Below are 22,146 nucleotides of genomic sequence, written 5' to 3' on the forward strand. Positions count from 1 at the left end.
ATGAATACAGCACTTTGGTTAGAAATTGAAAAATTTGATCTGGAGAATCGTACCGAAGAATACGGATTTTCGACCAGATTGGCATACGAAAACAACTGGACCATCTATTTTACAAAAACAGCAATTCTTGAATATAAAAAATTCATGTATCTGGCAGCCACTTCAGCCGAAATGGTCTCACCATCAGAAATTGTCGATATTGTCTGGCATCAGCATTTAATATTTACTAAGTCCTACTCTGATTTTTGTACTGTTTTATCAAAGCGGATCGAACATATTCCGTCAACACATAATAAAGCAGACTTTGAAAAATTTAAACGAGCAAAAGAACTGACTAAAAAATTATACGAAGCAGACTTTGATAAACAACCCGAAGATTTTTGGGATTTAGATAATCCTTTAAAATCATTGCAGTTAGAAAAATCGAATCTGGATCTGATAATGATAAAAAGAAGATTTTTATTGTTTTTTGCACTTTTGATTTTTCCTGCAGCGTTTCTTTTTAAACCTGCTTTAGTTCAAATTGACAATCCTGATTTTGCTTACTACTACATTTTTTTATTTGTTTTGACACTTATTTTGTTGATGAAATTTATAAAAAGTGCGTATAATGATTTAGCTCAAAAACTGAAAGAAAAAACGCTCATTAATCATCTTACACCTCTTGAGCTGGTGATCTTTCAAAAAGAGCGATTAGATTTTGTTATTGACGGAGTTGTAAATAATCTCATCGTAAGTGCAAAAATACAAATTGCAGGAAATAAAGTAGGTTTGGTCGACGGCACACCAACTGATAATCAATACGAAAATTGTGTTATCGAAGTCATGAAAGAATATGATTTTATGCCGTATTCGCAGCTTGTTCGGATAATTTTAGCGAAACCACTTTTTGTGCAGCTGCCTAATACAGTTGGAAAAATTAGAGAAACTGTCATTAATTCTAAAGAATATTTGATGGTGATAAAAATAGCATTGTTTGTTTTTGGGCTTTTGTTAAGCATTGGTTTCAGCAGAATTATTATTGGAATTTCCCGCGGAAAAGCCGTTACCAATATTGTTTTTATTATGATGATCTTATGTGCGATATCCTATCGTTATTTTAAGAAGATTAGTAATTATTTATTCCTTAATACACTTCACGAAATTTTCAAAAAAGAAAAAATGAATACCGAAGAAGCTCAGGACTGGCAGTGGAGTTATTTTTTATATGGAGGGCTTGCCGTTTCATTTATTCCGCTCAGTACATCACCGGGCAGTGCTTTTGATTCCAATCGCAGCAACTATTCAAGTGACGGAAGCTCGGGCGGTTCTTGCGGCAGTTCAGACAGCAGCAGTTCCTGCGGAAGCTCTTGCGGCAGTTCGTGCGGAGGTTGCGGCGGTGATTAAGAACGGTTTTATTTTTTTCTTCTAAAAATAATTATTTGCACTTTCTTTTGTTAATCATAAGTATATGAAAAATATATTTCTGCTCGTTTTTTTATTTTTAAGTCCGCTGGGTTTTGCGCAAAATCCAGTTTTCGAGATTAAATATTCTCAACAATTGGCTGTTTTTGTTTTTTTAGGAAACTTATCTGAAACTTATCCGGATAATGTTTTTAAAACCGAATTTCAAAAATCAAAATACAATGTAGAGAAATATAAAAATCTGATTTCAAAATTCGATCAGCTTTCTGTTCATTATAGTTTTCAATTTGAAGATTATCCGTATGGTTCAAAGAAAACAATGCAGACAGAGGATGTTTTGAAAAAGCACCTCATTGAAACAGAAAATTTAAATGATTTCAAACTCCGTTCTGCCGGAATAATTCCCAATAAAACCCTAAGTGATTTAGGAGAATGTATTTCAGAATTTATACCAATTTATAACGAACTGATTTATAATCCGAATAAAGAAAAATTTGAAAAACAGCTTGATGAAATTAAGAAATACTCAAATGAACATCAGATTGAAAATTATTTTAAAACAGGATTAATTTTTTATAATTCGAGTTGGGATAATTCGATTCCTTTTGAAGCCGCTTTTTATCCGCTTCCCAATTCGAAGGGATTTACAGCACAGGCATTTTGTAATAATTTTATCAGTGCCATCCAAACTGATTTAAAATCGCATAAAGATTTGTTTAGTGTTATGCTGCACGAAACGTATCATATTATTTATGACGAACAATCGCTTGAAGTCAAGAAAGAAATTGATACTTATTTTAAAGATAACGAATCAAAATGCAGTAATTATGCCTATCAGCTTATGAATGAAGTTTTGGCAACCGTACTGGGAAATGGATATGTTTATGAAAAATTAGACGGAAAAATCGATGATGGTGATTGGTATAATAAGAAATATATTAATTTAATGGCGAAGAAGATTTATCCTTTAACTAAAGAATATATCGACCAGAAAAAGCCAATTGATAAAAATTTTATAGATCAGTATATTAAGCTTTACGAAACTAATTTTTCGGAATGGATAAATGAGCTGGACAATATCATGACGTATCGTTATGTGATTTCAGATGATGTAAAAGATTTTACGACAATAAACAAAATGTTCCGTTACCGTTCCCGTGCACAATATGAAGACCACATTACAGAAAGCAGTATTGAAAAAATGCAGAATACACCGCTCACCAAAATCGTAATCATTTCAAAAGACAGCAAAGAAAAAATAAAGCTGCTGAAAAATAAATTTAAAGAATTGAAAAACTTGAAAGCAAATCCTGAAAAAGAATTTGCCGAAAAGATTTTCTTAGCCGATAAAAGTCAGTTAATTATAGTGAATAGGAAGAAAGCAGATCTTGAAACACTTATTAAATCAATAAAATAAGTAATGGAAAAAGATCTCCTGAAAATTTTAAATGATATTGAGCTGAGACCAAAAATGTTTTTTGCTGATCCGGATTATTTTAAATTATCTTCATACCTGTTTGGCTATTTAACCTGTTTAGATAATGTTTACGAAACTTCAATAAACAATGTCTTTTCTGAATGGTTAAATAATAAAGGTCAAAGAACTTCTGTTTTTTGGACAGAATATATTTTGAAGATGAGTGCAGATAATAATGAAGAACTGGCTTATGAATTATTGATTAAAGAAATAAAATTATTTCTAAAAGATCCTGCTTTTTCTAAGCAGATCCTAAAGCAATGATTTTTCTACTACGATTTTTTCCACCTAAAATATCTTTCTATACCATTACTTTCATCATAGGTATATTCATATTGTATCGACTTTTTCTTCTTCTCAAATTCGGTATAAGAAATAGAAATTATATCTTCTTGATATTTTGCTCTCTGTGCTTTGATTAAATGATAAGATAATTGGTTTTTATCATCTTTAGTTTTTATTAGAATATCAGTATCATTTCCTATTACCTCAATTATATCATCTAATAAAATCAATTCGGAGTTTTCATCTCGTATGCATATATATTTAGAAGGCAGAACATCACTTTGCATTAAGTAAAAATTGTTAGTCAGGCTTTCTTTGTAGTAGTAATCTTTAGAGATACATTTTGTAAAAAGAATTGAGCTCAGAATAGCAATAAATAAAGTTTTCTTCATCAGGATTATATTTTGCTCAGGTGTGGTTTTATCTTAAATTTGCGAAGCTTACCTAAACTGATAATTCAGTATGGTTAAAGGGAAGCAGGATCAAAGTTAATAAAGTGGAAGCGAAAAAAAGAGATAGGCAAGAGACAAACTGGACGATGTGTCTGGAATGTCAGGGGCGTGGAAAAAAAAGCCAGCGAATTAGCAAAAAAGTCAAACTTCGCTATCAGAATGAACTTGATCTATTTGAGAAAACAAATCGCGAAGGAACGGCTCCCGTTCGTCCAAAAGCACATTTATTGATCTGTTCCAGTTGTTCCGGATCCGGATTAATCAGCTCAGAAAACCCTCCCGAAGCCAATACAGAAAATTATCCGCATGTTGCTATTATTGGCGGCGGAATAGGCGGCGTGGCTTTGGCCGTAGCCTGCCTGCATCGCGGCATTCCTTTTACTCTTTTTGAACGCGACGACAATTTCGACGCCCGGTCTCAGGGTTACGGACTTACTTTACAGCAAGCCAGTAAAGCAATCGAAGGATTTGGCGTTTTTTCGTTAGATGAAAAAGTAATCTCAACAAGACACCTCGTTCATACTACCGAAGGAAAAGTAATTGGCGAATGGGGAGTCCGGAAATGGATTCCTGCCGATGTGAAAATTTTCCAAAAACGCTCCAATATGCATATTGCGCGCCAGTCCCTGCGTCTGGCTTTGCTAAAACAACTCACGAAACAAGAAAATGTAAAATGGGGACACCAGCTGCTGGATTTTCAGGAATCTGAAAACGGCGACTTTAATCTGAATTTTAAAGTAAATGACGAAATAAAAACCTTAAAGGCAGATCTTGTTGTGGGTTCCGATGGCATTCGAAGTTCAGTCAGAAAATTATTGATTGGAGAAGATGCCGCGCCTTTACGTTACCTGGGCTGTATTGTAATATTAGGAATTTGTCCTTTGAGCGCACTTGAAAATCTTGAAAGTCCTTTGTTAGATTCGGCTACCGTTTTTCAAACTGCCAACGGAAATGAACGAATTTATGTTATGCCTTACACGGCAGATTCGGTTATGTGGCAGCTTAGTTTTCCAATGCCCGAAGATGAGGCAAAAGAATTAAGCGTACAAGGAACTCATGCATTAAAAGAAGAAGCCTGCCGAAGAACCCAATGGCACGATCCAATTCCGCAGATTTTAAAAGCAACAAACGAAGCCCAGATTTCGGGTTATCCGGTTTATGACCGTGAATTACTCAATCCGGAATTATTAAAGAAATGCGGAAACGCCACTCTTATTGGCGATGCTGCACATCCTATGAGTCCGTTTAAAGGACAAGGCGCCAATCAGGCTTTATTGGATGCACTTACTTTGGCCAGAACAATTACAAAAGGATGCTGGTCTTTAGCACAATGGAAAAAAGCAGGATTAAGAGAAAGTGTCCTTAATGAATTTGAATCTGAAATGGCAGAAAGGAGTTCTTCCAAAGTAAAAGGTTCAGCAGATGCAGCAAAGTTTCTGCATTCCGAAATCGTACTTTATGAAGGTGATGAACCAAGGGGAAGATGTTTGAACAGGGGAGAGTTATAGTGATTGCTGTCTCATAAGTTGTAGATATTTTACGCCTTCTTCGAGAGAAGAATTTATTTAGAATTTCAAGCAAAACAAAAAAATATGAACTTAATCAATAAACTTTACAACAAACTGACTAACGCCGATTTAAGTTTGAAAAGCCGCTCGTACGATTTTTATTTGTTGTTTGGAAGCCAAGACGAAGCTAAATCGCCCTGGCTGAAACCCAATTGGGATTTATATTTCAAACCCTGTTTCGATGAAATTCTAAAACAAGTTGAAGAAAATAAAGAAACCGGAATCAGGGTAAATAAATACAAAGCCGAAAAAAGAATATCGAAAAAAGACAAGGAAGAATTCATTTACCATTCTGAAATAAAACTCGGAAGGTTAAAATGGAATGACGAATCTCACAATAAATGGACGATTGAAAATGGTGACGAAGAATATTTTCAGAATCTGGAACTCTGGTCGCCAATCTGGACCGTGTGCGAAAAACGTCAAACTCCCCCTGAGATTTTTATATCAATATCAAATGAAAGAAATTTTGATAATCAACGTGATCTTCAATTTGGATATTTTATAGTTATTGCCGTTGCCGAAAATCTAAATATTGAGGTAAAGTCAATCATTTCAGAACTTTCGCAGAAAGTAAACGCAAAAGCAGCAGTCTTGAAAAAACGAAAATGGGGAACACCCGAAAAAGCCGGAAAATGGATTTTTAAAAACGGAATTCAGGATACCTTTAGTATAGGAATTTATGAAGAAAAGGATTTACACCATTTAAATTTCGGCGAATTAGAATTTGAACCTATTTGGGAAATAATCTATCAGGAAAAATAACAAAACATTTCTTTAATAAATCCAATAATTTATTGTTGAAGCCTCTATTGTGGTCATTTCATTATTAATCAACATTTTTAAAAGTCTAAATGAATGTTGATATCGGTCTTTAATCTCTGCAATTCCTTGTGATAATGCCCATCCTGAACTATTTACGGCTTTTTCAAATTCTTCAGAGTTTTCAAATTCCATTTCTTTAGTTTCAGAAAGTATTTGCATTGCTCTTCTTCTCAATTCATGTAAATTTGAACCTGTTAGGTAATCTTCTTTTAATGCAATTTTTTCAATTATTACATCAATCAAATTAATTATTTGAGCTTTTCTTTCATCAGTAGTAATAAACTCATTGAGTTCCATTGACATTCCTCCAAATATCATAGGAAATGATTGTATTGCCAGCTGGATTTTAAATTCATTAACCCATTCTGTTGAATCCAGATTTTGTGTTTCGATTTCATTTATCAAACATAATTGCATGGCTTCAACAAAACCATCTTTTGCCCAAAATCCATTATTTTTAAAATTAACAAAACTGCTTGCCATGTTTTATGTATTAGGTTGAAGATTAATTTTAGAACTATTTGCTAATATAGAAACAATTCGAATCAATGGAAAAAAATGAGAAGAGCAATTACAAAAAAGCTCCATTAGAAATAATGGAGCTTTTTTATTGGAAAAAGAAAAATTACTTTTCTTTTATTATATTTTCAAGATATTGAACTTTTTCTTTTTCTGCCTGAACCAAGCGTTCGTAAAGTTTTATTTGTTCTTCGTGAGCTTGAATTAATTTGTCTAAAGGATTAAAAGTACATCCGTAATTTACAGCCGATGAATTATCGACATTATAAGTATTGCCAATAATATTTAAAACAGCTTCCTCTGAAAAATTCTTAATCGCTTCTACACTTACCCCAAGCGCTTTTGCAACTTCAGCCAGTTTTGCGTCGTCTATAGTTTCACTGTTTTCCATTGCAGATATAGCTTGCTGATTAGTTCCTAAAGCTTGCGCTAAAGCTTCCTGTTTCATATCACGAAGTTCACGAATACGGCTGATGTTTCTTCCGATATGTTTTGGTCTTGTTTGTGTGCTCATAATTCAAAGATAATAATTAAGTGAATAAACCAGAACTGTAAAAAACAGATTTTAAATGTTCGTTACATGTTTTCTTGGGGAGCGGTAAACAAAAATACAATTTTTCTAATATGTATTGGTTTTGTTTGAGACTTAAATATTGGAAAGATATTTAGTCAATTTTGTCATTTCGACCGAAGAGAGAAATCACACGCGGGAATCGACAAAGATTGTCTATGTGCTTGTAGAATTTCTAGTGCGATTTCTCCCTTCGGTCGAAATGACAATTCTATTCCAGAAAGTTTCCAAGAAAAATAGCGCTAAAAAAAAACTCCTTAATTTCTTAAGGAGTTTTTTTGTGGGCGATGATAGCTTGTTCCGATTCCATCGGAAGGTTCGAACCCCCGACCACTTCCGATGGAGTCGGAATGCTCTGAACCATCTGAGCTAATCTTTGTTTTTAATTAGTTCCTGAATTTTAATTCTGCTTTTCCAGGATTTAATTTGCAATTCTCTTTTGTGTGCAAGTTCCTTGGTTTCGTAATTTTCAGTATAAACAACTTTCCAGTCGTTTGTGTTTCCTGTAAAACCTTTACTTTTTTGATTGTGCCTAATGAGTCTTTCTTCTAAATTGGGCGTGAAGCCAATATAGAATTTGTTTTTGTTTTCGCTAAATAGAATGTAAACAATAAAATTCATAAAGTGTCTTAAAGCAAAAAACTCCAAAATCATAAGACTTTGGAGTTTTTGGAATTTGGTGGGCGATGAGGGGTTCGAACCCCCGACCCCCTCGGTGTAAACGAGGTGCTCTGAACCAGCTGAGCTAATCGCCCTATTTTACTAGGTTGCTATCATTTCTGATTGCGAACGCAAATATACGTTTGTTTTTGATTCCTGCAAAGAAATTTAAACTTTTGTGAGTTTTTAATATTCTTTTTAGTTCTCTTATTTTAAAAGAAAACTCCTTAATTTCTTAAGGAGTTTTTTGTGGGCGATGAGGGGTTCGAACCCCCGACCCCCTCGGTGTAAACGAGGTGCTCTGAACCAGCTGAGCTAATCGCCCTATTTTATTAGGTTGCTATCGTTTGTGATTGCGAGTGCAAATATACGTCTGTTTTTGAGTTCTGCAAACAAAAACCAAGAAAAAATAAAACTTTTTTAAAAATAACTTATATCTGTTTGTTTATGAATTTGTTATTAAAATGAGTTTTTTAAGTTTTTTTCTAAATCAAAAGTATATTTTAGTCCAAAGGCAATTCCGCCACAACAAAAGTGCTGCCTCCAGCGTAAATAAAATCATTTTCCGAAGCATTTTTCTTCGCTTCTGCAAAAGCGCTTGCAACCGACTCGTATTTTTCTCCAATTAAATCGTGCTTTTTTGCTTCATTTTGTAAAATTTCGGTACTCAAACCTCTTGACGAATCTGGTTTGCAGAAATAATATTTGGCCTCTTTTGGAAATAATGGCAGAATAGAATCCAGATCTTTATCATTTACAACTCCCAGAACAATATGAAGATTTTCGAATTTCTCATTTTTCAGCTGATTCATTACAACCATTAATCCGTGTTTGTTGTGTGCCGTGTCGCAGATAATTTTTGGGTTTTCGCCCAATTGCTGCCATCGGCCTTGCAAACCTGTATTTTTTATAACATTCAATAAACCTTCTTTTAACTGTTCAATAGAAACTTTAAAATCGGTTTCATTGTTTAAGATTGAAATGGTCTGCTGCACCGTTTTTTTATTATGAAACTGATAATCTCCAATCAAATCCGACAAATAAATCTGATCAATTAAATCGGATGCGAAAGAAATCGGTGCGTTATTTTCTTCGGCTTTTTCCAAAAATACCGATTTTGTTTCGTCTGTATATTCACCAATAACAACCGGAACATTTGGTTTTATGATTCCCGCTTTTTCGCCTGCAATAGCTTCTAATGTATTTCCTAAAAACTGAGTATGATCTAAACCAATATTGGTAATGACCGAAACCAAAGGCGTGATGATATTCGTCGCGTCAAGTCGGCCTCCCAAACCAACTTCTATAATCGCAATGTCGACTTTTTCAGAAGCGAAATAATCAAAAGCCAAACCAACCGACATTTCGAAGAAACTCATATCATTGGCTTCAAAAAAATCTTTGTGTTTGGCAATGAACTCAATTACAAATTCTTCTGAGATTTCCCTGCCGTTTATTTTGATTCTTTCCCTAAAATCTTTTAGATGCGGCGAGGTATATAAACCCACTTTGTAACCCGCTTCCTGCAATACCGAAGACAGTATGTGCGAAGTCGAACCTTTTCCGTTTGTTCCGGCCACATGAATGCATTTCAGTCCCGTTTGCGGACTGCCAAGATGAGCTGCCAGTAATTTGATATTCGTTAGATCTTCTTTATAGGCAGAAGCGCCCTGTAACTGGTACATTGGGAGCTGATTAAACATCCAGTTGGTAGTCTCTTGATAGTTCATTTATTTTGGATAAAATGGTTGCTGATTGAAATAAATTTCGATTTTTGTAGTTTAATATTACAGCGAAAATTATCTTTATTGCAAATTTCAAATATTTTTTAGAATTAATTATTAAAAACCAGAATTAATATATGTTTAGTTTTATTCAGTTACAAACAGATACAATCGCAAATGCTTCAAATGTAGTGATCGAAAAGATCGCTCCGGATCATGAAATTTCGATGTTTGGGTTTATTATGAAAGGGGGAGTTTTCCTGATTCCAATCGCGATTTTATTGTTTTACACTATTTATCTGATTTTTGAGCGTTATATGTATATCAGCCGTGCTTCAAAAATCGACAGCAGATTAATGCAGGATGTCGGCGAAAAACTGCATTCTGGAAATATTGAATTAGCAAGAACAATTGTTGAAAGAAATAATACCGCTGCAGCCAATATTTTAAAAGAAGGAGTAGTGGTTATTGGAAGACCAATTTCTGAAATTGAAGCCAACATGGACCGCGCTGCCGATATCGAAATTGGCGAAATGGAAAGACATTTAGGTCACCTTGGACTTATTGCTGGTATTGCACCAACTTTAGGTTTCATTGGAACAATTTCGGGGGTTATTAAAATTTTCTACAGCATCTCAGTTACAGAAAATATCAGTATCGGGAATATTTCGGGAGGTTTATACGAGAAAATGATCAGTTCAGGTTCAGGACTTATCGTGGGGATTATTGCCTATAGTGCTTACCACTTACTGAACGGAAAAATTGATGATTTTGCTTTAAAAATCCAGAAACAGATATTAGAATTTGTAAACATAATTCAAAAAGCATAAAAAATGTCTATTAAAAGAAAAAGAAGATTTCACGCCGAAGTAGCGACTTCATCTTTGAGTGATATTATGTTTTTCCTGTTGTTGTTTTTCTTAATTATCTCAACACTGGCAAATCCGAATGTGATTAAGATGACTTTGCCAAAAGCCAAAGCGAATGAAAAAACCAATAAACAGTTAATCAGTTTATCGGTTACAGAAGATAAAAAGTTCTACATTGACAAACAAGAAGTAGATTTCGAAAATCTAGAAACGAGTTTAATGTCAAAAATAGGAACAGATAAAGAGCAAACTGTTGTAGTTCGAATTCCGTTTAATCTGCAGGTTCAGGATTTAGTAGATGTTTTGCAGATAGGAGTAAAGAACAATCTAAAATTTGTAATTGCCACAAGCCCGAAGTAAATTATTATTAGGGCGTGACCACAATAAAAAAATGGGCTAATCAGCAAAACGTTGATGCGCCCATTTTTTTATTGCGGTCGGGCTATCCGCTCCGCCGTGGCGGATTGCTTCTATCCCTCACGCGAGAAAACGTAATCTGCATCGTTGTGAGAAACGAAGCAATATTACTTAACAGTATACGTCACAGTTTTGTCATTTCGACGAAGGAGAAATCACACTAGAAGCTCCTCAAGTAATTCTCCAATCTTTGTCGAATCCCGCGTGTGATTTCTCTCTACGGTCGAAATGACAAACTGAAACGAATAAAAAAAGGCTTTCAGGAATCTGAAAGCCTTTTTTATGTGAATATATTTTTAATGTAAATCTGTGAAATTCGTGTTTTAATTCAAATTGAAATTATAAATGATTTTTCCAACTTGTTTTGGTGCGGCATTATCATCAGCAGACCATTTCGTGTTTAATGCAGCTATTTTTGCTTGTTCTAATAAACAACTAGCTTTGTTTGTAGTTCCTTTTATTCCTGGATTAGCACTGACGGTTTTTCCATTTTGATCTACTGTAACTTCAACTACCACTGTTCCTTCTTCATTACAAGTGTATTTAGGTGCAGGCTTTGATAATGCTTTTCTACCGTTTAAAGAATATCCTGATCCGCCGCCAGAACCACCGCCGCTTCCGGCTCCGTAACCGCTTCCGGTACCAATACCATTTCCGGTTCCGTTACCGCCTCCGGTTCCGCCGCCAGAGCCTCCGGATCCATAATATCCGTTCGAGTTTAAACTTCCGTTTGCTTTTCCTTTATTTCCAGCAGCTTTATCATCGCCGTCTCCGCCTTTGTTTGACCCTTTTAAAATACTCGATAAGGCATCGTTTGTTGAGTTTGAAACTTTTGGTTTCTCGGGAACAGGTTTTTGTACCGGTTTTTCAACAGGAACAGGTTTTTTAGGTTTTTCTTTTGTTGGAATAACAACATCATTATCGGCAGTTGTGTTTTCCTGAGTAATGATAGATTCTTCTTCGGGAGTTGCTTTTGGAGTTGCTTGTTTTACGTTGTTTTTTACATCCAGAACTTCACTTTTGTAGTTAGCTCCTGATCCTAAATCGCTGTCTCCAAAATTTACGGTTACACCTCCGCCGCCACCTCCGCCATCAGCAAGAGCCACGTTGTTTTCTGGATTGTAGGGAGGCCAAAAGCGTATTAAGAACAATATTCCAATTAATACTGCATATATAAGCGAGGTAATTGCCAATGATTTCTTTCTGTCTGAAGAACTGGCGGCATCTGCTTTATTGTAATTAATTTTATATGGACTCGCTTTCATATAACTCGTACGATTCTGAATTTTGTAATGTATTCTTTAAAAACGTTTAAAAGTACTAAAAATTGTTTAGAATGAAAGTGCATCGTGGCATTTAACCGCAAAGCACGCTGCGGTTTTTTGTAGACTTAGTATAAACGCAAAAGCTCGCAAAGCTTTAACTACAAAAAGCTTTGCGAACTTAATATTTAGATTCTGCCTGCGCTTCAAATTACAATAACTTAGCGTGCTTTGCGGTAAAAAAAAACATTTGAGGTAATTAATCAAACAAGAATATTTGACTCATTTAGAATTGTTTGTTTTATGATTAGACCAACTGTTTCAATGCAATTTCAAAAGCAGTTGCGCTGATGTTTGTTTTTGATGCGCTTATAGAGTGAGCTTTTACGATGGCATTTTTAATAGTTTCTGATGTGTCGTTAAAAATAGCCTCATCTGTCATTTGTACTTTTTTCTCCATGAAATAAGCAAAAACCCTTGCCATTCCGCAGTTTGAAATAAAATCCGGAATCAGACTTACTTTACGGTCTACTTCTTCCATAATAGATCCAAAGAAGATTTCTTTATCTGCAAAAGGCACATTCGCACCGCATGAAATTACTTCTAGCCCGTTTTCGATTAAACTGTCGATTTGAGCCTGAGTTACCAGTCTCGAAGCTGCACACGGTGTAAAAATTTCAGCACCAATGGTCCAGATTTTAGAATTGATTTCTTCAAACGGAATCATAGCATCGGCAACTAATTTATTTCCGTCTTTATTTAAAAACAACGTTCTGATTTCTTCAAACGAAAATCCTTCCTCTTTAATTAATCCGCCGTCGCGGTCAATAATTCCGATTACTTTGGCTCCCATTTCGGCTAAATAAAAAGCAGCAGCAGAACCTACGTTTCCAAATCCCTGTACAATTGCTTTTTTGCCTTTAATGTCGCCTCCGTATGCTGCATAAAAATGACGAACTGCTTCGGCAACGCCAAAACCGGTAATCATATCTGCAACGGTATATTTTCTGGTTACATCCGGTGAGAATTTAGGATTTTCGATTACCTTGATAACTCCCTGGCGTAACTGCCCGATTCTGTTAATTTTATCAGCTTCCGTTGGTTTAAAATGTCCGTTAAAAACACCTTCCTGCGGATGCCATACGCCGCATTCCTCAGTCATTGGAATCACCTCGTGAATCTCGTCAACATTCAAATCGCCTCCTGTTCCGTAGTAACTTTTTAATAATGGAGAAACTGCTTTGTACCAGCGTTGTAAAACTCCTTTTTTACGCGGGTCATTTGGGTCAAAATTTATTCCAGATTTAGCTCCGCCAATTGCTGGACCGGAAACTGAAAATTTAACTTCCATTGTTTTGGCAAGAGACAGAACTTCGTTCATATCTAAGCCTTTTCTCATTCTTGTTCCTCCGCCGGCAGCTCCTCCGCGCAGCGAATTGATTACTGTCCATCCTTCTGCTTCAGTTTCAGAATCTTTCCAGTTGAAAACAATTTCAGGTGCTTTATTTTCAAATTGTTGTAATAAATCTTTCATTTCGTTGTGATATGTTTATTTTGCGTAAATGTATAAAATAGAATAATGCGAATAATGTATTTTGTGTCAAATTTTATCAAACCCAAAAGAAAAGCCGAAAACTTGTGGGTTTTCGGCTTTTTTAATATTAAAATTTTAAGAATTATATTCCAAGCAGGTGTTTTTTCAAAGTATCATCGACTGGTTTGTCTGAAAGCCAGATTCCGAATAATGCTTTTTTGAAATCAAATCCCGGAACTTGTCCTTTTAAAACTTCGTTCTTGTAAATGTTCATCGTTTGATCCAGTGGATTATAAGCCAGAATAAAAACATCTTTTTCTGTAATCGCATCGCTCAAATACGATTTTAACTGCTCAATTCTAGGGCGTAGTTCTTCAAGATTACTTCCGGCAGACTTTTCAAATCCGGCATTTATCGCTTTTGTTAATTTATTAGAAGAAACCATCGATGAAGTAATTTCAATTCGTATAGCCATTTCGGTATCACTGTCGATAATAAATTTTGGATCCTGGCTCAATTGAGATAAATACAATGCCTGAACGTAAACTTCTAACCACATTTTTGATCTTCCTCCCGCACCATTTAGCTGCAATGTTTTATTTTGAAATTCTATTTTTCGGGGAACAGTAACACCGTTAACTTCTAAATGTGTCTGGGCAGAAACTGTAAAAAAAGGTATAGTCAACAGGAATGTCAGGACTAGTAAAATATTTCTCATGTTCTATCAATTGTTTATTTTTTAGGCAAAAATAATGTTAATTTATCAATAATGTAACTATGGTTACAAAGTTTTTTTTTGGTCTAATTTTGATTTTTGTTTGTCTATATTCTTAAAAATCAGAATAGTAAGATTTAATTTACGTACAATTACGTGTTTTGTGAATTGTTTAATGTTTTGTTGATAGGAATTGTCTGATTTTTGGTTTTTTTGAGGCAATTAGGACTTCTTTATATTCATTTATGTTTTCTAAAATTTGCTGCATGATTATTTGATCTCAGAGCAAAATCATATATAATTACGAAAACGTTATCGTTATTGTTGTAAATCTATTAATTTTATATGCGTGCATTGTAAATTAAGCATTTAAAAATTATCTTTGAAAGCCTTTACTACAATAAATGCATTTCACAAAAAAATAAATAAAAAACAACTAAACGCAATCATGCATTGGTTTAGTATAAAAACAATAAAACAAAAAACTATGGATTTTAATCTTACCGAAGAACATTTAATGATTCAGCAGGCAGCAAGAGATTTTGCTCAGAATGAATTATTACCAGGAGTTATTGAACGCGACGAAAAACAAATCTTCCCTACAGAACAAGTTAAGAAAATGGGCGAACTTGGATTTATGGGAATGATGGTTGATCCAAAATACGGCGGAAGCGGCCTTGATGCCATTTCGTATGTAATTGCGATGGAAGAAATTTCTAAGGTAGATGCCTCTGCTTCTGTAGTAATGTCTGTAAATAATTCTTTAGTCTGCTGGGGACTGCAGGAATATGGAACCGAAGAACAAAAACAAAAATACTTGCCGGGTTTAGCTTCAGGCGAGATTCACGGGGCATTTTGTTTAAGCGAGCCGGAAGCCGGAAGTGATGCAACATCCCAAAAAACAACCGCCATTGATATGGGGGATCATTATTTGGTAAACGGAACCAAAAACTGGATTACAAACGGAAACACAGCTTCGGTTTATTTGGTGATAGCGCAAACGCATCCTGAATTAAAACATAAAGGAATCAATGCTTTGATCATGACTAAAGATATGCCGGGTTTTGCTGTTGGTCCAAAAGAGCAAAAAATGGGAATCCGTGGTTCTGATACTCACTCTTTGATGTTTACGGATGTTAAAGTTCCTAAAGAAAACAGAATTGGGGAAGATGGTTTTGGATTTAAATTTGCAATGAAAACTTTGGCGGGAGGCAGAATTGGAATCGCTTCTCAGGCTTTAGGAATTGCTTCTGGAGCTTATGAACTGGCTCTTAAATATTCTAAAGAACGTAAAGCCTTTGGAACAGAAATCTGCAATCATCAGGCAATTGCTTTTAAATTGGCAGATATGGCGGTAAATATCGAAGCGGCACGCCATTTATGTATGAAAGCGGCCTGGGATAAAGACCAGCATAAAAATTATGATGTGAGCGGTGCAATGGCAAAATTATTCGCTTCGCAGGTTGCAATGGATACTTCGGTTGAAGCCGTTCAGATTCACGGAGGAAATGGATATGTAAAAGAATACCATGTAGAGCGTTTAATGCGTGATGCTAAAATTACCCAGATTTACGAAGGAACATCAGAAATTCAGAAAATTGTAATTTCAAGAGCTGTTATTGCAGGATAATTAAAATTCTTTCTTTATTATAAAATTAGAACCCTTTCGGCTTTTTGGAGTGCGAAAGGGTTTTTTTCTAATGTTTTTAGAGGGTTTATTCTTTCAAATTAGTAACTTAGTTTTCTTTTAATCCAAAATCATTTCCATGAAAAAGTTGTACTTTCTCCTTCCGTTTATTCTGCTGGCCTGTAAATCGAATACCTCTCCGGTAAGCGAAAAATCATCCAAATCAAATTCGAAGCCCCTTGAAATCAGTTATAAAGTTTCGGAATCAGAAGTTTCAGATTTTTTAAAATACCTTTCTTCGGATGAACTTGAAGGCCGTGAAACGGGAACAAACGGAATTGAAAAGGCAGCGGTTTTTCTGGAAGATTATTTTAAGAAACACAACGTTAAACCTTATTTTTCTACTTATCGCGATACGTTGACCAACTTTAAATCCCCAGCTTATAATATTGTCGGCGTTTTAGAAGGAACAGATCCGGTTCTTAAAAAAGAATATGTGGTCCTGAGCGCGCATTATGATCATATTGGTGTTGAAAAGAAACAACAGCCGGATGTAATTTACAACGGTGCAAATGATGATGCATCGGGTGTTACAGCTGTGGCGCAAATGGCAAAGTATTTCAGCGAAACCAAATCGAATAAAAGAAGTATTCTTTTTGTGTTTTTTGCCGGAGAAGAAAAAGGACTTCTGGGCTCTAAAAGTATGGTTCAGAAACTAAAAAAACAAAACTTCAATTTATATACCCAGCTAAATATCGAAATGATCGGCGTTCCAATGAAACGCGATTATCTGGCTTACATAACGGGTTTTGATAAATCGAATATGGCAGAGAAAATAAATGAGTATACGGGAAAAAAGACCATTGGTTTTTTACCGAAAGAAGCCGAATATCAATTGTTTTACAGATCTGATAACCATCCGTTTTTTGAAACTTTTGGAAAACCATGCCAGTCTTTAAGTACTTTTGATTTTGAAAATTTTGATTTCTATCACCATGTTTCGGATGAATTTAAAATAATGGATATTCCGCACATGACTGCATTTGTTCAGGAACTTCTTCCCGCAGTTACCCGTATCAGCCAGACACCGACAGAGGAAATAACGATGAATAAATAAGAGTCGTTTTGTCTCATTTGATTATTTTTGCTTCATGAAAAATATTATCGTTACCGGAACAAGCAGAGGGATAGGTTATGAATTGGCCTTGCAGTTTGCAAACGAAGGAAATCAGGTTTTGGCTATTTCCAGAAAAGTACCAAAAGAACTATTAGAACATCAAAATATTACTTGTTTGTCTGTTGATCTGGCAGATGAAAGTGCATTGAATCAGGTTGAAGGTTTTCTTTCTTCAACATGGAAAAAAGTAGATGCTCTAGTACATAATGCGGGTGCTTTATTATTAAAGCCTTTTGCAGAAACGACTCAGGCTGATTTTGAAAGTATTTATAAAGTAAATGTTTTTGCTGTCGCAAATCTTACGAGAATCTGTCTTCCGTATTTGCAAAAAGGAAGCCATGTTGTAACCATTAGTTCTATTGGCGGTGTAAGAGGAAGTCTGAAATTCGCCGGACTGGCCGCTTATAGTTCGAGTAAAGGCGCTGTGATTACGCTAACCGAATTATTAGCCGAAGAATATAAAGAAAAAGGAATCTCATTTAATGTTCTGGCTTTGGGTTCTGTTCAGACTGAAATGTTAAATGAAGCTTTCCCTGGCTATCAGGCGCCAATTTCGGCAGCAGGAATGGCTAATTATATTTATGATTTTACATTGAACGGTAATAAATACTTTAACGGAAAAGTATTGGAGGTTTCTTCTACTAATCCGTAAATTAAATTATGAGTTTTGAGTTATGAATTATGAGTTTGATTATGAGTGAGAGTATCGTGAAGGTTAAAAGTTTTGAGTTAGCTATAAGAGGAGTTAATTTTTATAAATGGCTGATTTCAGAAAAGAAAGAATTTATAATGAGCAAACAATTTTTACGTTCTGTTACTTCCGTAGGTGCAAACGTTCGAGAAGCCGTAAATGCTCAGAGCAAAGCTGATTTTATACATAAATTATCAATTTCTCAAAAAGAATGTGATGAGTCAATGTATTGGTTAGAAATTTTAAATGCGACAAATTATATTTCAGAAAATGAATTTGAATCATTGCATCAACAATGTAATGAAGTTCTGAAAATTATAAAAAGCATAATTATAACATCAAAGAAAAACATATAGTTAGTAAAACTCATAACTCATACTTTATAATTCATAATTATTTTGAGCGCCACTTTAGCCAAATACATTCCCGAGCATGCTGTAAAGCCTGTTTTTGATTTGATTGTAGCCAATCAGGTTCATCTGAAAATCGTAAATGAGCGTCAGACGCGTCACGGAGATTACAGAAGGGGACCGAGCGGAAAGCATGAGATTACGGTTAATGCAAGTTTAAATAAGTACAGGTTTTTGATTACGCTTATTCACGAGATTGCACATTTGGTTGCTTTTGAAAAATTCGGACGAAATATTAAACCGCACGGAAACGAGTGGAAATATACCTTTCAGCGTTTAATGGTTCCGTTTATCAGGCCTGAAATATTTCCGAGTCAGATCCTGCCTTTGCTGGCAAGACATTTTAAGAATCCTTCTGCAAGCAGTGATACTGATACTACTTTATCGCTGGCTTTGAAACAATATGATACGGATAACGATAAAAGTTATGTTTTTGAAATTCCATTTGGAAGCGTTTTTAAAATTAAAAACGGAAAGGTATTCAAGAAACTGGCAGTTAGGACCAAGCGTTTTGAATGCATCGAAATAAGTTCAGGAAAAACATATCTTTTTAATCCAAATGCAGAAGTAGAACTTGTGGATTAAACAATGAAATTTTAATGTTTTAAATCCCAAATTCCAAAATCAGGGATGAATATTCTAAAAAAAAATCCAAATTCCAATTGAAAAAGCTGGAATTTGGATTTTAAAATATTTTGAAATCTAAAAGGTTTTAACCTTTCAAATATGCTTCTCTTACTTTTTTGAAAAGGTTTGAAGAGTAAACAAACTTCACGATGTCTTTATTATCTGTTCTAAAGATTTCTTCTTTTGTTCCCTGCCAGGCTTTTAATCCTTTCTTTAGGAAAACAATATTTTCGCCAATCTCCATAACCGAGTTCATATCGTGTGTGTTAATCACGGTTGTAATATTGTATTCTTTAGTGATTTCCTGAATAAGATTATCAATCAAAGTTGAAGTATTGGGATCTAATCCGGAGTTTGGTTCATCACAAAATAAATATTTAGGATTGTTTACGATAGCACGGGCAATAGCTACACGTTTCTGCATACCTCCGGAAATTTCAGAAGGCAGTTTTTTATGAGCTTCGACAAGATTTACTCTTTCTAAAACAAAATCAACACGTTCTTTGATTTGTGCTTTATTGTTATTTGTGAACATTTTTAACGGGAAAGCTACATTTTCTTCAACCGTCATAGAATCAAATAAAGCACTTCCCTGAAATACCATTCCAATTTCGGTTCTTAAGTCACGCTTTTCATCTTTGTCTAAATCAGAATACACTCTGCCGTCAAATTCAATTGTTCCGGAATCTGGCGTGTGAATTCCTAATAATGTTTTTAGCAGAACTGTTTTTCCAGATCCACTTTGTCCAATAATCAAGTTGGTTTTTCCGGTTTCAAATACTGTCGAAACACCTTTTAAAACTTTGCTGTCGCCAAATGATTTTTCTATATTTTTTACTTCTATCATTATCCTAATAATAATTGAGTTAATATATAATTTAGAAGAATTATAGTGACAGATGTCCATATAAATGCTGTCGTACTAGCTTTACCTACTTCTAATGCACCGCCTTTCATGTAATATCCGTGAAAAGCCGGAATTGTTGCCAGTAACAGGGCAAAGATTAAAGTTTTGATAAAAGCATAAGTAATATGAAAGGGTATAAAATCTTTCTGAGCTCCCATGATAAAATCTGCACCGGTCGAAAATCCTCCATAAGCACAAGCAAGCCATCCTCCAAAAACACCTAAAAACATACTGATCCCGATTACGAAAGGATACATTAACAGAGCGATTATTTTTGGGAAAACAAGATAGTTTACTGAGTTGACTCCCATAACTTCTAAAGCATCGATTTGTTCTGTAACACGCATTGTACCTATACTGGAAGTAATGTAAGATCCCATTTTTCCGGCCATAATTACAGAAATAAAAGTAGGGGCAAACTCCAGGATTACAGATTGACGTGTAGCAAAACCAATTAAATATTTTGGAATTAATGGATTAGTTAAGTTTAATGCTGTCTGGATGGCCACAACTCCTCCAATGAAAAAAGAGATAAAACATACAATTCCAAGAGAGTCAATAATAAGATCATCGATTTCTTTTAGAATTAGGTTTTTCATAACAGGCCATTTGGTCTGTTTATTGAAAATTTCTTTTAGCATTAAAAAATATTTCCCTATTTGGGATAAATAACGAATTAGCATCATAAGGTTTTACAAATATTGGCTAAATTAAGCATTAGTTTACAGTTTATCGTTTAGGCGTGTCGTTTTTTAATTTTTTTTAAGATTAAAAAAGCTTTTGTTTCATTTTTTGAAAACGATAATTTCTAATAAATTTAGCTTGTTCAGTAGTAACTAATAAAGGAGTTTTGGCTTTTTTTGCTTTCCAGAATCCTCTTATATAATCTAAAAAAAGAAATGGTTTTTTTTTCATCATGGCCAGTTTTGCCGAAGCAATTGCCGTGATCCAGAAACCATATCCTAAAGTATAAAAAGCCTCGCCTTGTTTGTAGCGGGCTGTTTTGTTGTAGTTTGCTCCGGTTGGTTTTAGGTGTTTTACATGTAAAGATTCATCGGTTACGATTTTCCAGTTGTAATATTTACAAAGTAATTCGTCAACGGTGTCCCATCCCATTGCTGGACGCAAACCGCCAATTTGCTCGAAGGTTTCTTTTCTATATGCCTTTAAAGCACCCCGAATGTGATCTTTATCGGTAAGATTTTCTAAAACCCAGTCGCCGTTTTTGTCAATGTAACAAAATCCTCCGGCCATTCCAACTCTTGTATCGCTTTCGAAATGTTTTATTATCGTTTCGAAATAATTGGGAGGGAAAATTAAATCACCGTCAATTTTTACAATGATATCGTAATTGGAATCTAAAGTTTCAAAACCTTTTTGAAAAGCCTGAATTACTTTGCTTCCCGGCATATGAATCGCGTCTGAAGTTTTATTTACAACAGAGATATATGGATTTTCTTTTGCAAATTCCAATACAACTTCTTCTGTTTTATCAGTCGAATTATCGTTTACAACCACAATTTTTGATGGCAAAACAGTTTGCGTAACCAACGATTGCAGAGTCAGGCCAATAAGATCTTGTTCGTTGTGTGCGGGTATAACAATGTAATACTTCATTTTAAATTCCAAATTTTTTAAATTCCAAATTCCAAATCTTGAGAATAACTCTTAATCTTCTTAAACTCCAAATTCCAACTATTAAAATAATTTCAAAAATTAGTTCTTGAAATTTCTCTTTTAGTTGGAATTTGGAATTTAAAAAATTTGGAATTTATTTTATTTTCTCTGCTGCAACAATATAATATCTTGGAGTGAAATATCGTAATAAAGGTCTTAATCCAAACTTTTTAACCGGATGCGTAAATTGCAGGCGGTCGGTTATTTTCCAGCCTGTTTTTTCTAAAAGCCAGTCTAATTGCCAATCTTCAAATTCATGATAATGTCTGTCCCACATATCAGTTTTAGATCTGTATGCCGGTGAAAACCATAAACGCAGCGGAATTGAAATTAATATTTTGTCACATTTTACGTTTTGTAAAATAGTATATGGATTTAATAAATGTTCGAAAATTTCAAATGCAGTAAAAACAGTATATTCTTCTGTTTGCAAAGCAGTATGATCGTTGTCTAAATCTTCGCCTTTTGTATTTTTTACGGTATATCCATTTTCTTCCATTATTTTGGAGAAAGGATTTGGAACTCCAAAATCAAAAATGGTCTCTGATGTATTAACGTGCTTTTGTAAAAATTCTAAAGTAAGCCTGAATCTTTTATTCGGAAACGTTTTTTCGTACATAGTCATTGCGAACGAATTAATCTCTCGTTCCTGATTTTAATTAGGTCGCAAATATACTAAAAAAGTCCGCACCTTTTGGTACGGACTTTTTTAAAGTTTTCAGTCATAAGAAGCGGCATACTGCCACTG

Annotated in this window: 24 protein-coding genes and 2 tRNA genes; 12 read left to right on the forward strand and 14 right to left on the reverse strand. The window is 34.6% G+C overall.

The genetic code is table 11. From position 1 onward, the window contains the following. From OZP11_RS17145 to OZP11_RS17155, 3 genes are all read left to right on the forward strand, one after another. Positions 1-1,386, forward strand: a complete 1,386-nt coding sequence (locus tag OZP11_RS17145; RefSeq protein WP_281231768.1) for a glycine-rich domain-containing protein — start codon at positions 1-3, stop codon at positions 1,384-1,386. Between the two features lie 64 nt (positions 1,387-1,450). Continuing rightward, entirely contained in the window at positions 1,451-2,821 is a 1,371-nt protein-coding gene (locus OZP11_RS17150) for a hypothetical protein (protein ID WP_281231769.1), read from the forward strand. Positions 2,822-2,824: 3 nt separating this feature from the next. Continuing rightward, on the forward strand, positions 2,825-3,145 hold the full coding sequence (locus tag OZP11_RS17155) for a hypothetical protein (RefSeq protein WP_281231770.1): 321 nt from the start codon (positions 2,825-2,827) through the stop codon (positions 3,143-3,145). 8 nt (positions 3,146-3,153) lie between these two features. On the opposite strand, the gene OZP11_RS17160 is transcribed toward OZP11_RS17155, so the two are convergent. Beyond that, positions 3,154-3,558, reverse strand: a complete 405-nt coding sequence (locus tag OZP11_RS17160; RefSeq protein ID WP_281231771.1) for a hypothetical protein — start codon at positions 3,556-3,558, stop codon at positions 3,154-3,156. Between the two features lie 146 nt (positions 3,559-3,704). On the opposite strand from OZP11_RS17160, the gene OZP11_RS17165 reads away from it, so the two are divergent. Together OZP11_RS17165 and OZP11_RS17170 are read left to right on the forward strand one after the other, a co-directional pair. Beyond that, the gene (locus OZP11_RS17165; RefSeq protein ID WP_281235542.1) at positions 3,705-5,126 is read left to right on the forward strand and encodes an FAD-dependent oxidoreductase; all 1,422 of its coding nucleotides are present in this window, start codon (positions 3,705-3,707) and stop codon (positions 5,124-5,126) included. An 84-nt stretch (positions 5,127-5,210) separates the two neighbouring features. Beyond that, entirely contained in the window at positions 5,211-5,951 is a 741-nt protein-coding gene (locus OZP11_RS17170; protein ID WP_281231772.1) for a hypothetical protein, read from the forward strand. A gap of 12 nt (positions 5,952-5,963) precedes the next feature. Here OZP11_RS17170 and OZP11_RS17175 read toward each other — a convergent pair whose 3' ends face one another. From OZP11_RS17175 to OZP11_RS17200, 6 genes are all read right to left on the reverse strand, one after another. Then, positions 5,964-6,494, reverse strand: coding sequence for a hypothetical protein (locus OZP11_RS17175; protein WP_281231773.1), 531 nt, complete (start codon positions 6,492-6,494; stop codon positions 5,964-5,966). Positions 6,495-6,636: 142 nt separating this feature from the next. Then, the gene (locus OZP11_RS17180; RefSeq protein WP_281231774.1) at positions 6,637-7,044 is read right to left on the reverse strand and encodes a helix-turn-helix domain-containing protein; all 408 of its coding nucleotides are present in this window, start codon (positions 7,042-7,044) and stop codon (positions 6,637-6,639) included. 426 nt (positions 7,045-7,470) lie between these two features. Then, complete coding sequence (locus tag OZP11_RS17185; protein WP_281231775.1) at positions 7,471-7,755, reverse strand: GIY-YIG nuclease family protein; 285 nt, start codon at positions 7,753-7,755, stop codon at positions 7,471-7,473. A 23-nt stretch (positions 7,756-7,778) separates the two neighbouring features. Then, positions 7,779-7,856 (reverse strand) — tRNA-Val (locus OZP11_RS17190). 155 nt (positions 7,857-8,011) lie between these two features. Next, a tRNA-Val gene (locus OZP11_RS17195) sits at positions 8,012-8,086 on the reverse strand. 178 nt (positions 8,087-8,264) lie between these two features. Then, positions 8,265-9,491 (reverse strand): bifunctional folylpolyglutamate synthase/dihydrofolate synthase, encoded by a 1,227-nt coding sequence (locus OZP11_RS17200; protein WP_281231776.1) that lies wholly within the window; start codon positions 9,489-9,491, stop codon positions 8,265-8,267. A gap of 131 nt (positions 9,492-9,622) precedes the next feature. Here OZP11_RS17200 and OZP11_RS17205 point away from each other — a divergent pair, with 131 nt between their 5' ends. Both OZP11_RS17205 and OZP11_RS17210 read left to right on the forward strand, forming a co-directional pair. After that, on the forward strand, positions 9,623-10,315 hold the full coding sequence (locus OZP11_RS17205) for a MotA/TolQ/ExbB proton channel family protein (protein ID WP_281231777.1): 693 nt from the start codon (positions 9,623-9,625) through the stop codon (positions 10,313-10,315). Positions 10,316-10,318: 3 nt separating this feature from the next. Further along, entirely contained in the window at positions 10,319-10,714 is a 396-nt protein-coding gene (locus tag OZP11_RS17210; protein ID WP_008464192.1) for an ExbD/TolR family protein, read from the forward strand. A 380-nt stretch (positions 10,715-11,094) separates the two neighbouring features. Here OZP11_RS17210 and OZP11_RS17215 read toward each other — a convergent pair whose 3' ends face one another. From OZP11_RS17215 to OZP11_RS17225, 3 genes are all read right to left on the reverse strand, one after another. Beyond that, the gene (locus tag OZP11_RS17215) at positions 11,095-12,036 is read right to left on the reverse strand and encodes an energy transducer TonB (RefSeq protein WP_281231778.1); all 942 of its coding nucleotides are present in this window, start codon (positions 12,034-12,036) and stop codon (positions 11,095-11,097) included. A 304-nt stretch (positions 12,037-12,340) separates the two neighbouring features. Continuing rightward, positions 12,341-13,567, reverse strand: coding sequence for a Glu/Leu/Phe/Val dehydrogenase dimerization domain-containing protein (locus OZP11_RS17220; protein WP_281231779.1), 1,227 nt, complete (start codon positions 13,565-13,567; stop codon positions 12,341-12,343). Between the two features lie 142 nt (positions 13,568-13,709). Continuing rightward, positions 13,710-14,285, reverse strand: coding sequence for a chalcone isomerase family protein (locus tag OZP11_RS17225; RefSeq protein WP_281231780.1), 576 nt, complete (start codon positions 14,283-14,285; stop codon positions 13,710-13,712). 484 nt (positions 14,286-14,769) lie between these two features. Between OZP11_RS17225 and OZP11_RS17230 the strand changes: the two genes are divergently transcribed. The 5 genes from OZP11_RS17230 (at position 14,770) to OZP11_RS17250 (ending at position 18,772) form a co-directional block, all read left to right on the forward strand. Continuing rightward, positions 14,770-15,912: an acyl-CoA dehydrogenase gene (locus OZP11_RS17230; RefSeq protein ID WP_281231781.1), complete on the forward strand. Its 1,143-nt coding sequence runs from the start codon at positions 14,770-14,772 to the stop codon at positions 15,910-15,912. 136 nt (positions 15,913-16,048) lie between these two features. Then, on the forward strand, positions 16,049-17,026 hold the full coding sequence (locus tag OZP11_RS17235) for a M20/M25/M40 family metallo-hydrolase (RefSeq protein WP_281231782.1): 978 nt from the start codon (positions 16,049-16,051) through the stop codon (positions 17,024-17,026). Between the two features lie 34 nt (positions 17,027-17,060). Further along, the gene (locus OZP11_RS17240; RefSeq protein WP_281231783.1) at positions 17,061-17,738 is read left to right on the forward strand and encodes an SDR family NAD(P)-dependent oxidoreductase; all 678 of its coding nucleotides are present in this window, start codon (positions 17,061-17,063) and stop codon (positions 17,736-17,738) included. Positions 17,739-17,779: 41 nt separating this feature from the next. After that, positions 17,780-18,133, forward strand: a complete 354-nt coding sequence (locus OZP11_RS17245; RefSeq protein WP_281231784.1) for a four helix bundle protein — start codon at positions 17,780-17,782, stop codon at positions 18,131-18,133. A 42-nt stretch (positions 18,134-18,175) separates the two neighbouring features. Then, positions 18,176-18,772: a SprT-like domain-containing protein gene (locus tag OZP11_RS17250; RefSeq protein WP_281231785.1), complete on the forward strand. Its 597-nt coding sequence runs from the start codon at positions 18,176-18,178 to the stop codon at positions 18,770-18,772. Between the two features lie 127 nt (positions 18,773-18,899). Here the strand turns inward: OZP11_RS17250 and OZP11_RS17255 are convergent, their stop codons facing one another. The 4 genes from OZP11_RS17255 to OZP11_RS17270 all read right to left on the reverse strand — a co-directional run bounded on the left by OZP11_RS17255 (position 18,900) and on the right by OZP11_RS17270 (position 22,017). Beyond that, entirely contained in the window at positions 18,900-19,661 is a 762-nt protein-coding gene (locus tag OZP11_RS17255) for an ABC transporter ATP-binding protein (RefSeq protein WP_281231786.1), read from the reverse strand. Then, a complete protein-coding gene (locus OZP11_RS17260) occupies positions 19,661-20,407 on the reverse strand; it encodes an MlaE family ABC transporter permease (protein ID WP_281231787.1) in 747 nt (248 codons plus the stop codon). Before OZP11_RS17260 ends, OZP11_RS17255 begins: the two co-directional genes overlap by 1 nt. A gap of 82 nt (positions 20,408-20,489) precedes the next feature. Further along, positions 20,490-21,338, reverse strand: a complete 849-nt coding sequence (locus tag OZP11_RS17265) for a glycosyltransferase family 2 protein (protein ID WP_281231788.1) — start codon at positions 21,336-21,338, stop codon at positions 20,490-20,492. Positions 21,339-21,492: 154 nt separating this feature from the next. After that, positions 21,493-22,017, reverse strand: a complete 525-nt coding sequence (locus OZP11_RS17270; RefSeq protein ID WP_281235543.1) for a methyltransferase — start codon at positions 22,015-22,017, stop codon at positions 21,493-21,495. Positions 22,018-22,146 lie beyond the last annotated feature (129 nt).

Origin of the sequence: Flavobacterium gelatinilyticum, from assembly GCF_027111295.1 — a bacterium.
Lineage (GTDB): Bacteria > Bacteroidota > Bacteroidia > Flavobacteriales > Flavobacteriaceae > Flavobacterium > Flavobacterium gelatinilyticum.

Coding starts and splice junctions, on each gene's coding strand:
- OZP11_RS17145 (WP_281231768.1), top strand. CDS start 1: ATGAATACAGCACTTTGGTTAGAAATTGAAAAATTTGATCTGGAGAAT.
- OZP11_RS17150 (WP_281231769.1), top strand. CDS start 1,451: ATGAAAAATATATTTCTGCTCGTTTTTTTATTTTTAAGTCCGCTGGGT.
- OZP11_RS17155 (WP_281231770.1), top strand. CDS start 2,825: ATGGAAAAAGATCTCCTGAAAATTTTAAATGATATTGAGCTGAGACCA.
- OZP11_RS17160 (WP_281231771.1), bottom strand. CDS start 3,558: ATGAAGAAAACTTTATTTATTGCTATTCTGAGCTCAATTCTTTTTACA.
- OZP11_RS17165 (WP_281235542.1), top strand. CDS start 3,705: ATGTGTCTGGAATGTCAGGGGCGTGGAAAAAAAAGCCAGCGAATTAGC.
- OZP11_RS17170 (WP_281231772.1), top strand. CDS start 5,211: ATGAACTTAATCAATAAACTTTACAACAAACTGACTAACGCCGATTTA.
- OZP11_RS17175 (WP_281231773.1), bottom strand. CDS start 6,494: ATGGCAAGCAGTTTTGTTAATTTTAAAAATAATGGATTTTGGGCAAAA.
- OZP11_RS17180 (WP_281231774.1), bottom strand. CDS start 7,044: ATGAGCACACAAACAAGACCAAAACATATCGGAAGAAACATCAGCCGT.
- OZP11_RS17185 (WP_281231775.1), bottom strand. CDS start 7,755: ATGATTTTGGAGTTTTTTGCTTTAAGACACTTTATGAATTTTATTGTT.
- OZP11_RS17200 (WP_281231776.1), bottom strand. CDS start 9,491: ATGAACTATCAAGAGACTACCAACTGGATGTTTAATCAGCTCCCAATG.
- OZP11_RS17205 (WP_281231777.1), top strand. CDS start 9,623: ATGTTTAGTTTTATTCAGTTACAAACAGATACAATCGCAAATGCTTCA.
- OZP11_RS17210 (WP_008464192.1), top strand. CDS start 10,319: ATGTCTATTAAAAGAAAAAGAAGATTTCACGCCGAAGTAGCGACTTCA.
- OZP11_RS17215 (WP_281231778.1), bottom strand. CDS start 12,036: ATGAAAGCGAGTCCATATAAAATTAATTACAATAAAGCAGATGCCGCC.
- OZP11_RS17220 (WP_281231779.1), bottom strand. CDS start 13,567: ATGAAAGATTTATTACAACAATTTGAAAATAAAGCACCTGAAATTGTT.
- OZP11_RS17225 (WP_281231780.1), bottom strand. CDS start 14,285: ATGAGAAATATTTTACTAGTCCTGACATTCCTGTTGACTATACCTTTT.
- OZP11_RS17230 (WP_281231781.1), top strand. CDS start 14,770: ATGGATTTTAATCTTACCGAAGAACATTTAATGATTCAGCAGGCAGCA.
- OZP11_RS17235 (WP_281231782.1), top strand. CDS start 16,049: ATGAAAAAGTTGTACTTTCTCCTTCCGTTTATTCTGCTGGCCTGTAAA.
- OZP11_RS17240 (WP_281231783.1), top strand. CDS start 17,061: ATGAAAAATATTATCGTTACCGGAACAAGCAGAGGGATAGGTTATGAA.
- OZP11_RS17245 (WP_281231784.1), top strand. CDS start 17,780: ATGAGTGAGAGTATCGTGAAGGTTAAAAGTTTTGAGTTAGCTATAAGA.
- OZP11_RS17255 (WP_281231786.1), bottom strand. CDS start 19,661: ATGATAGAAGTAAAAAATATAGAAAAATCATTTGGCGACAGCAAAGTT.
- OZP11_RS17260 (WP_281231787.1), bottom strand. CDS start 20,407: ATGATGCTAATTCGTTATTTATCCCAAATAGGGAAATATTTTTTAATG.
- OZP11_RS17265 (WP_281231788.1), bottom strand. CDS start 21,338: ATGAAGTATTACATTGTTATACCCGCACACAACGAACAAGATCTTATT.
- OZP11_RS17270 (WP_281235543.1), bottom strand. CDS start 22,017: ATGTACGAAAAAACGTTTCCGAATAAAAGATTCAGGCTTACTTTAGAA.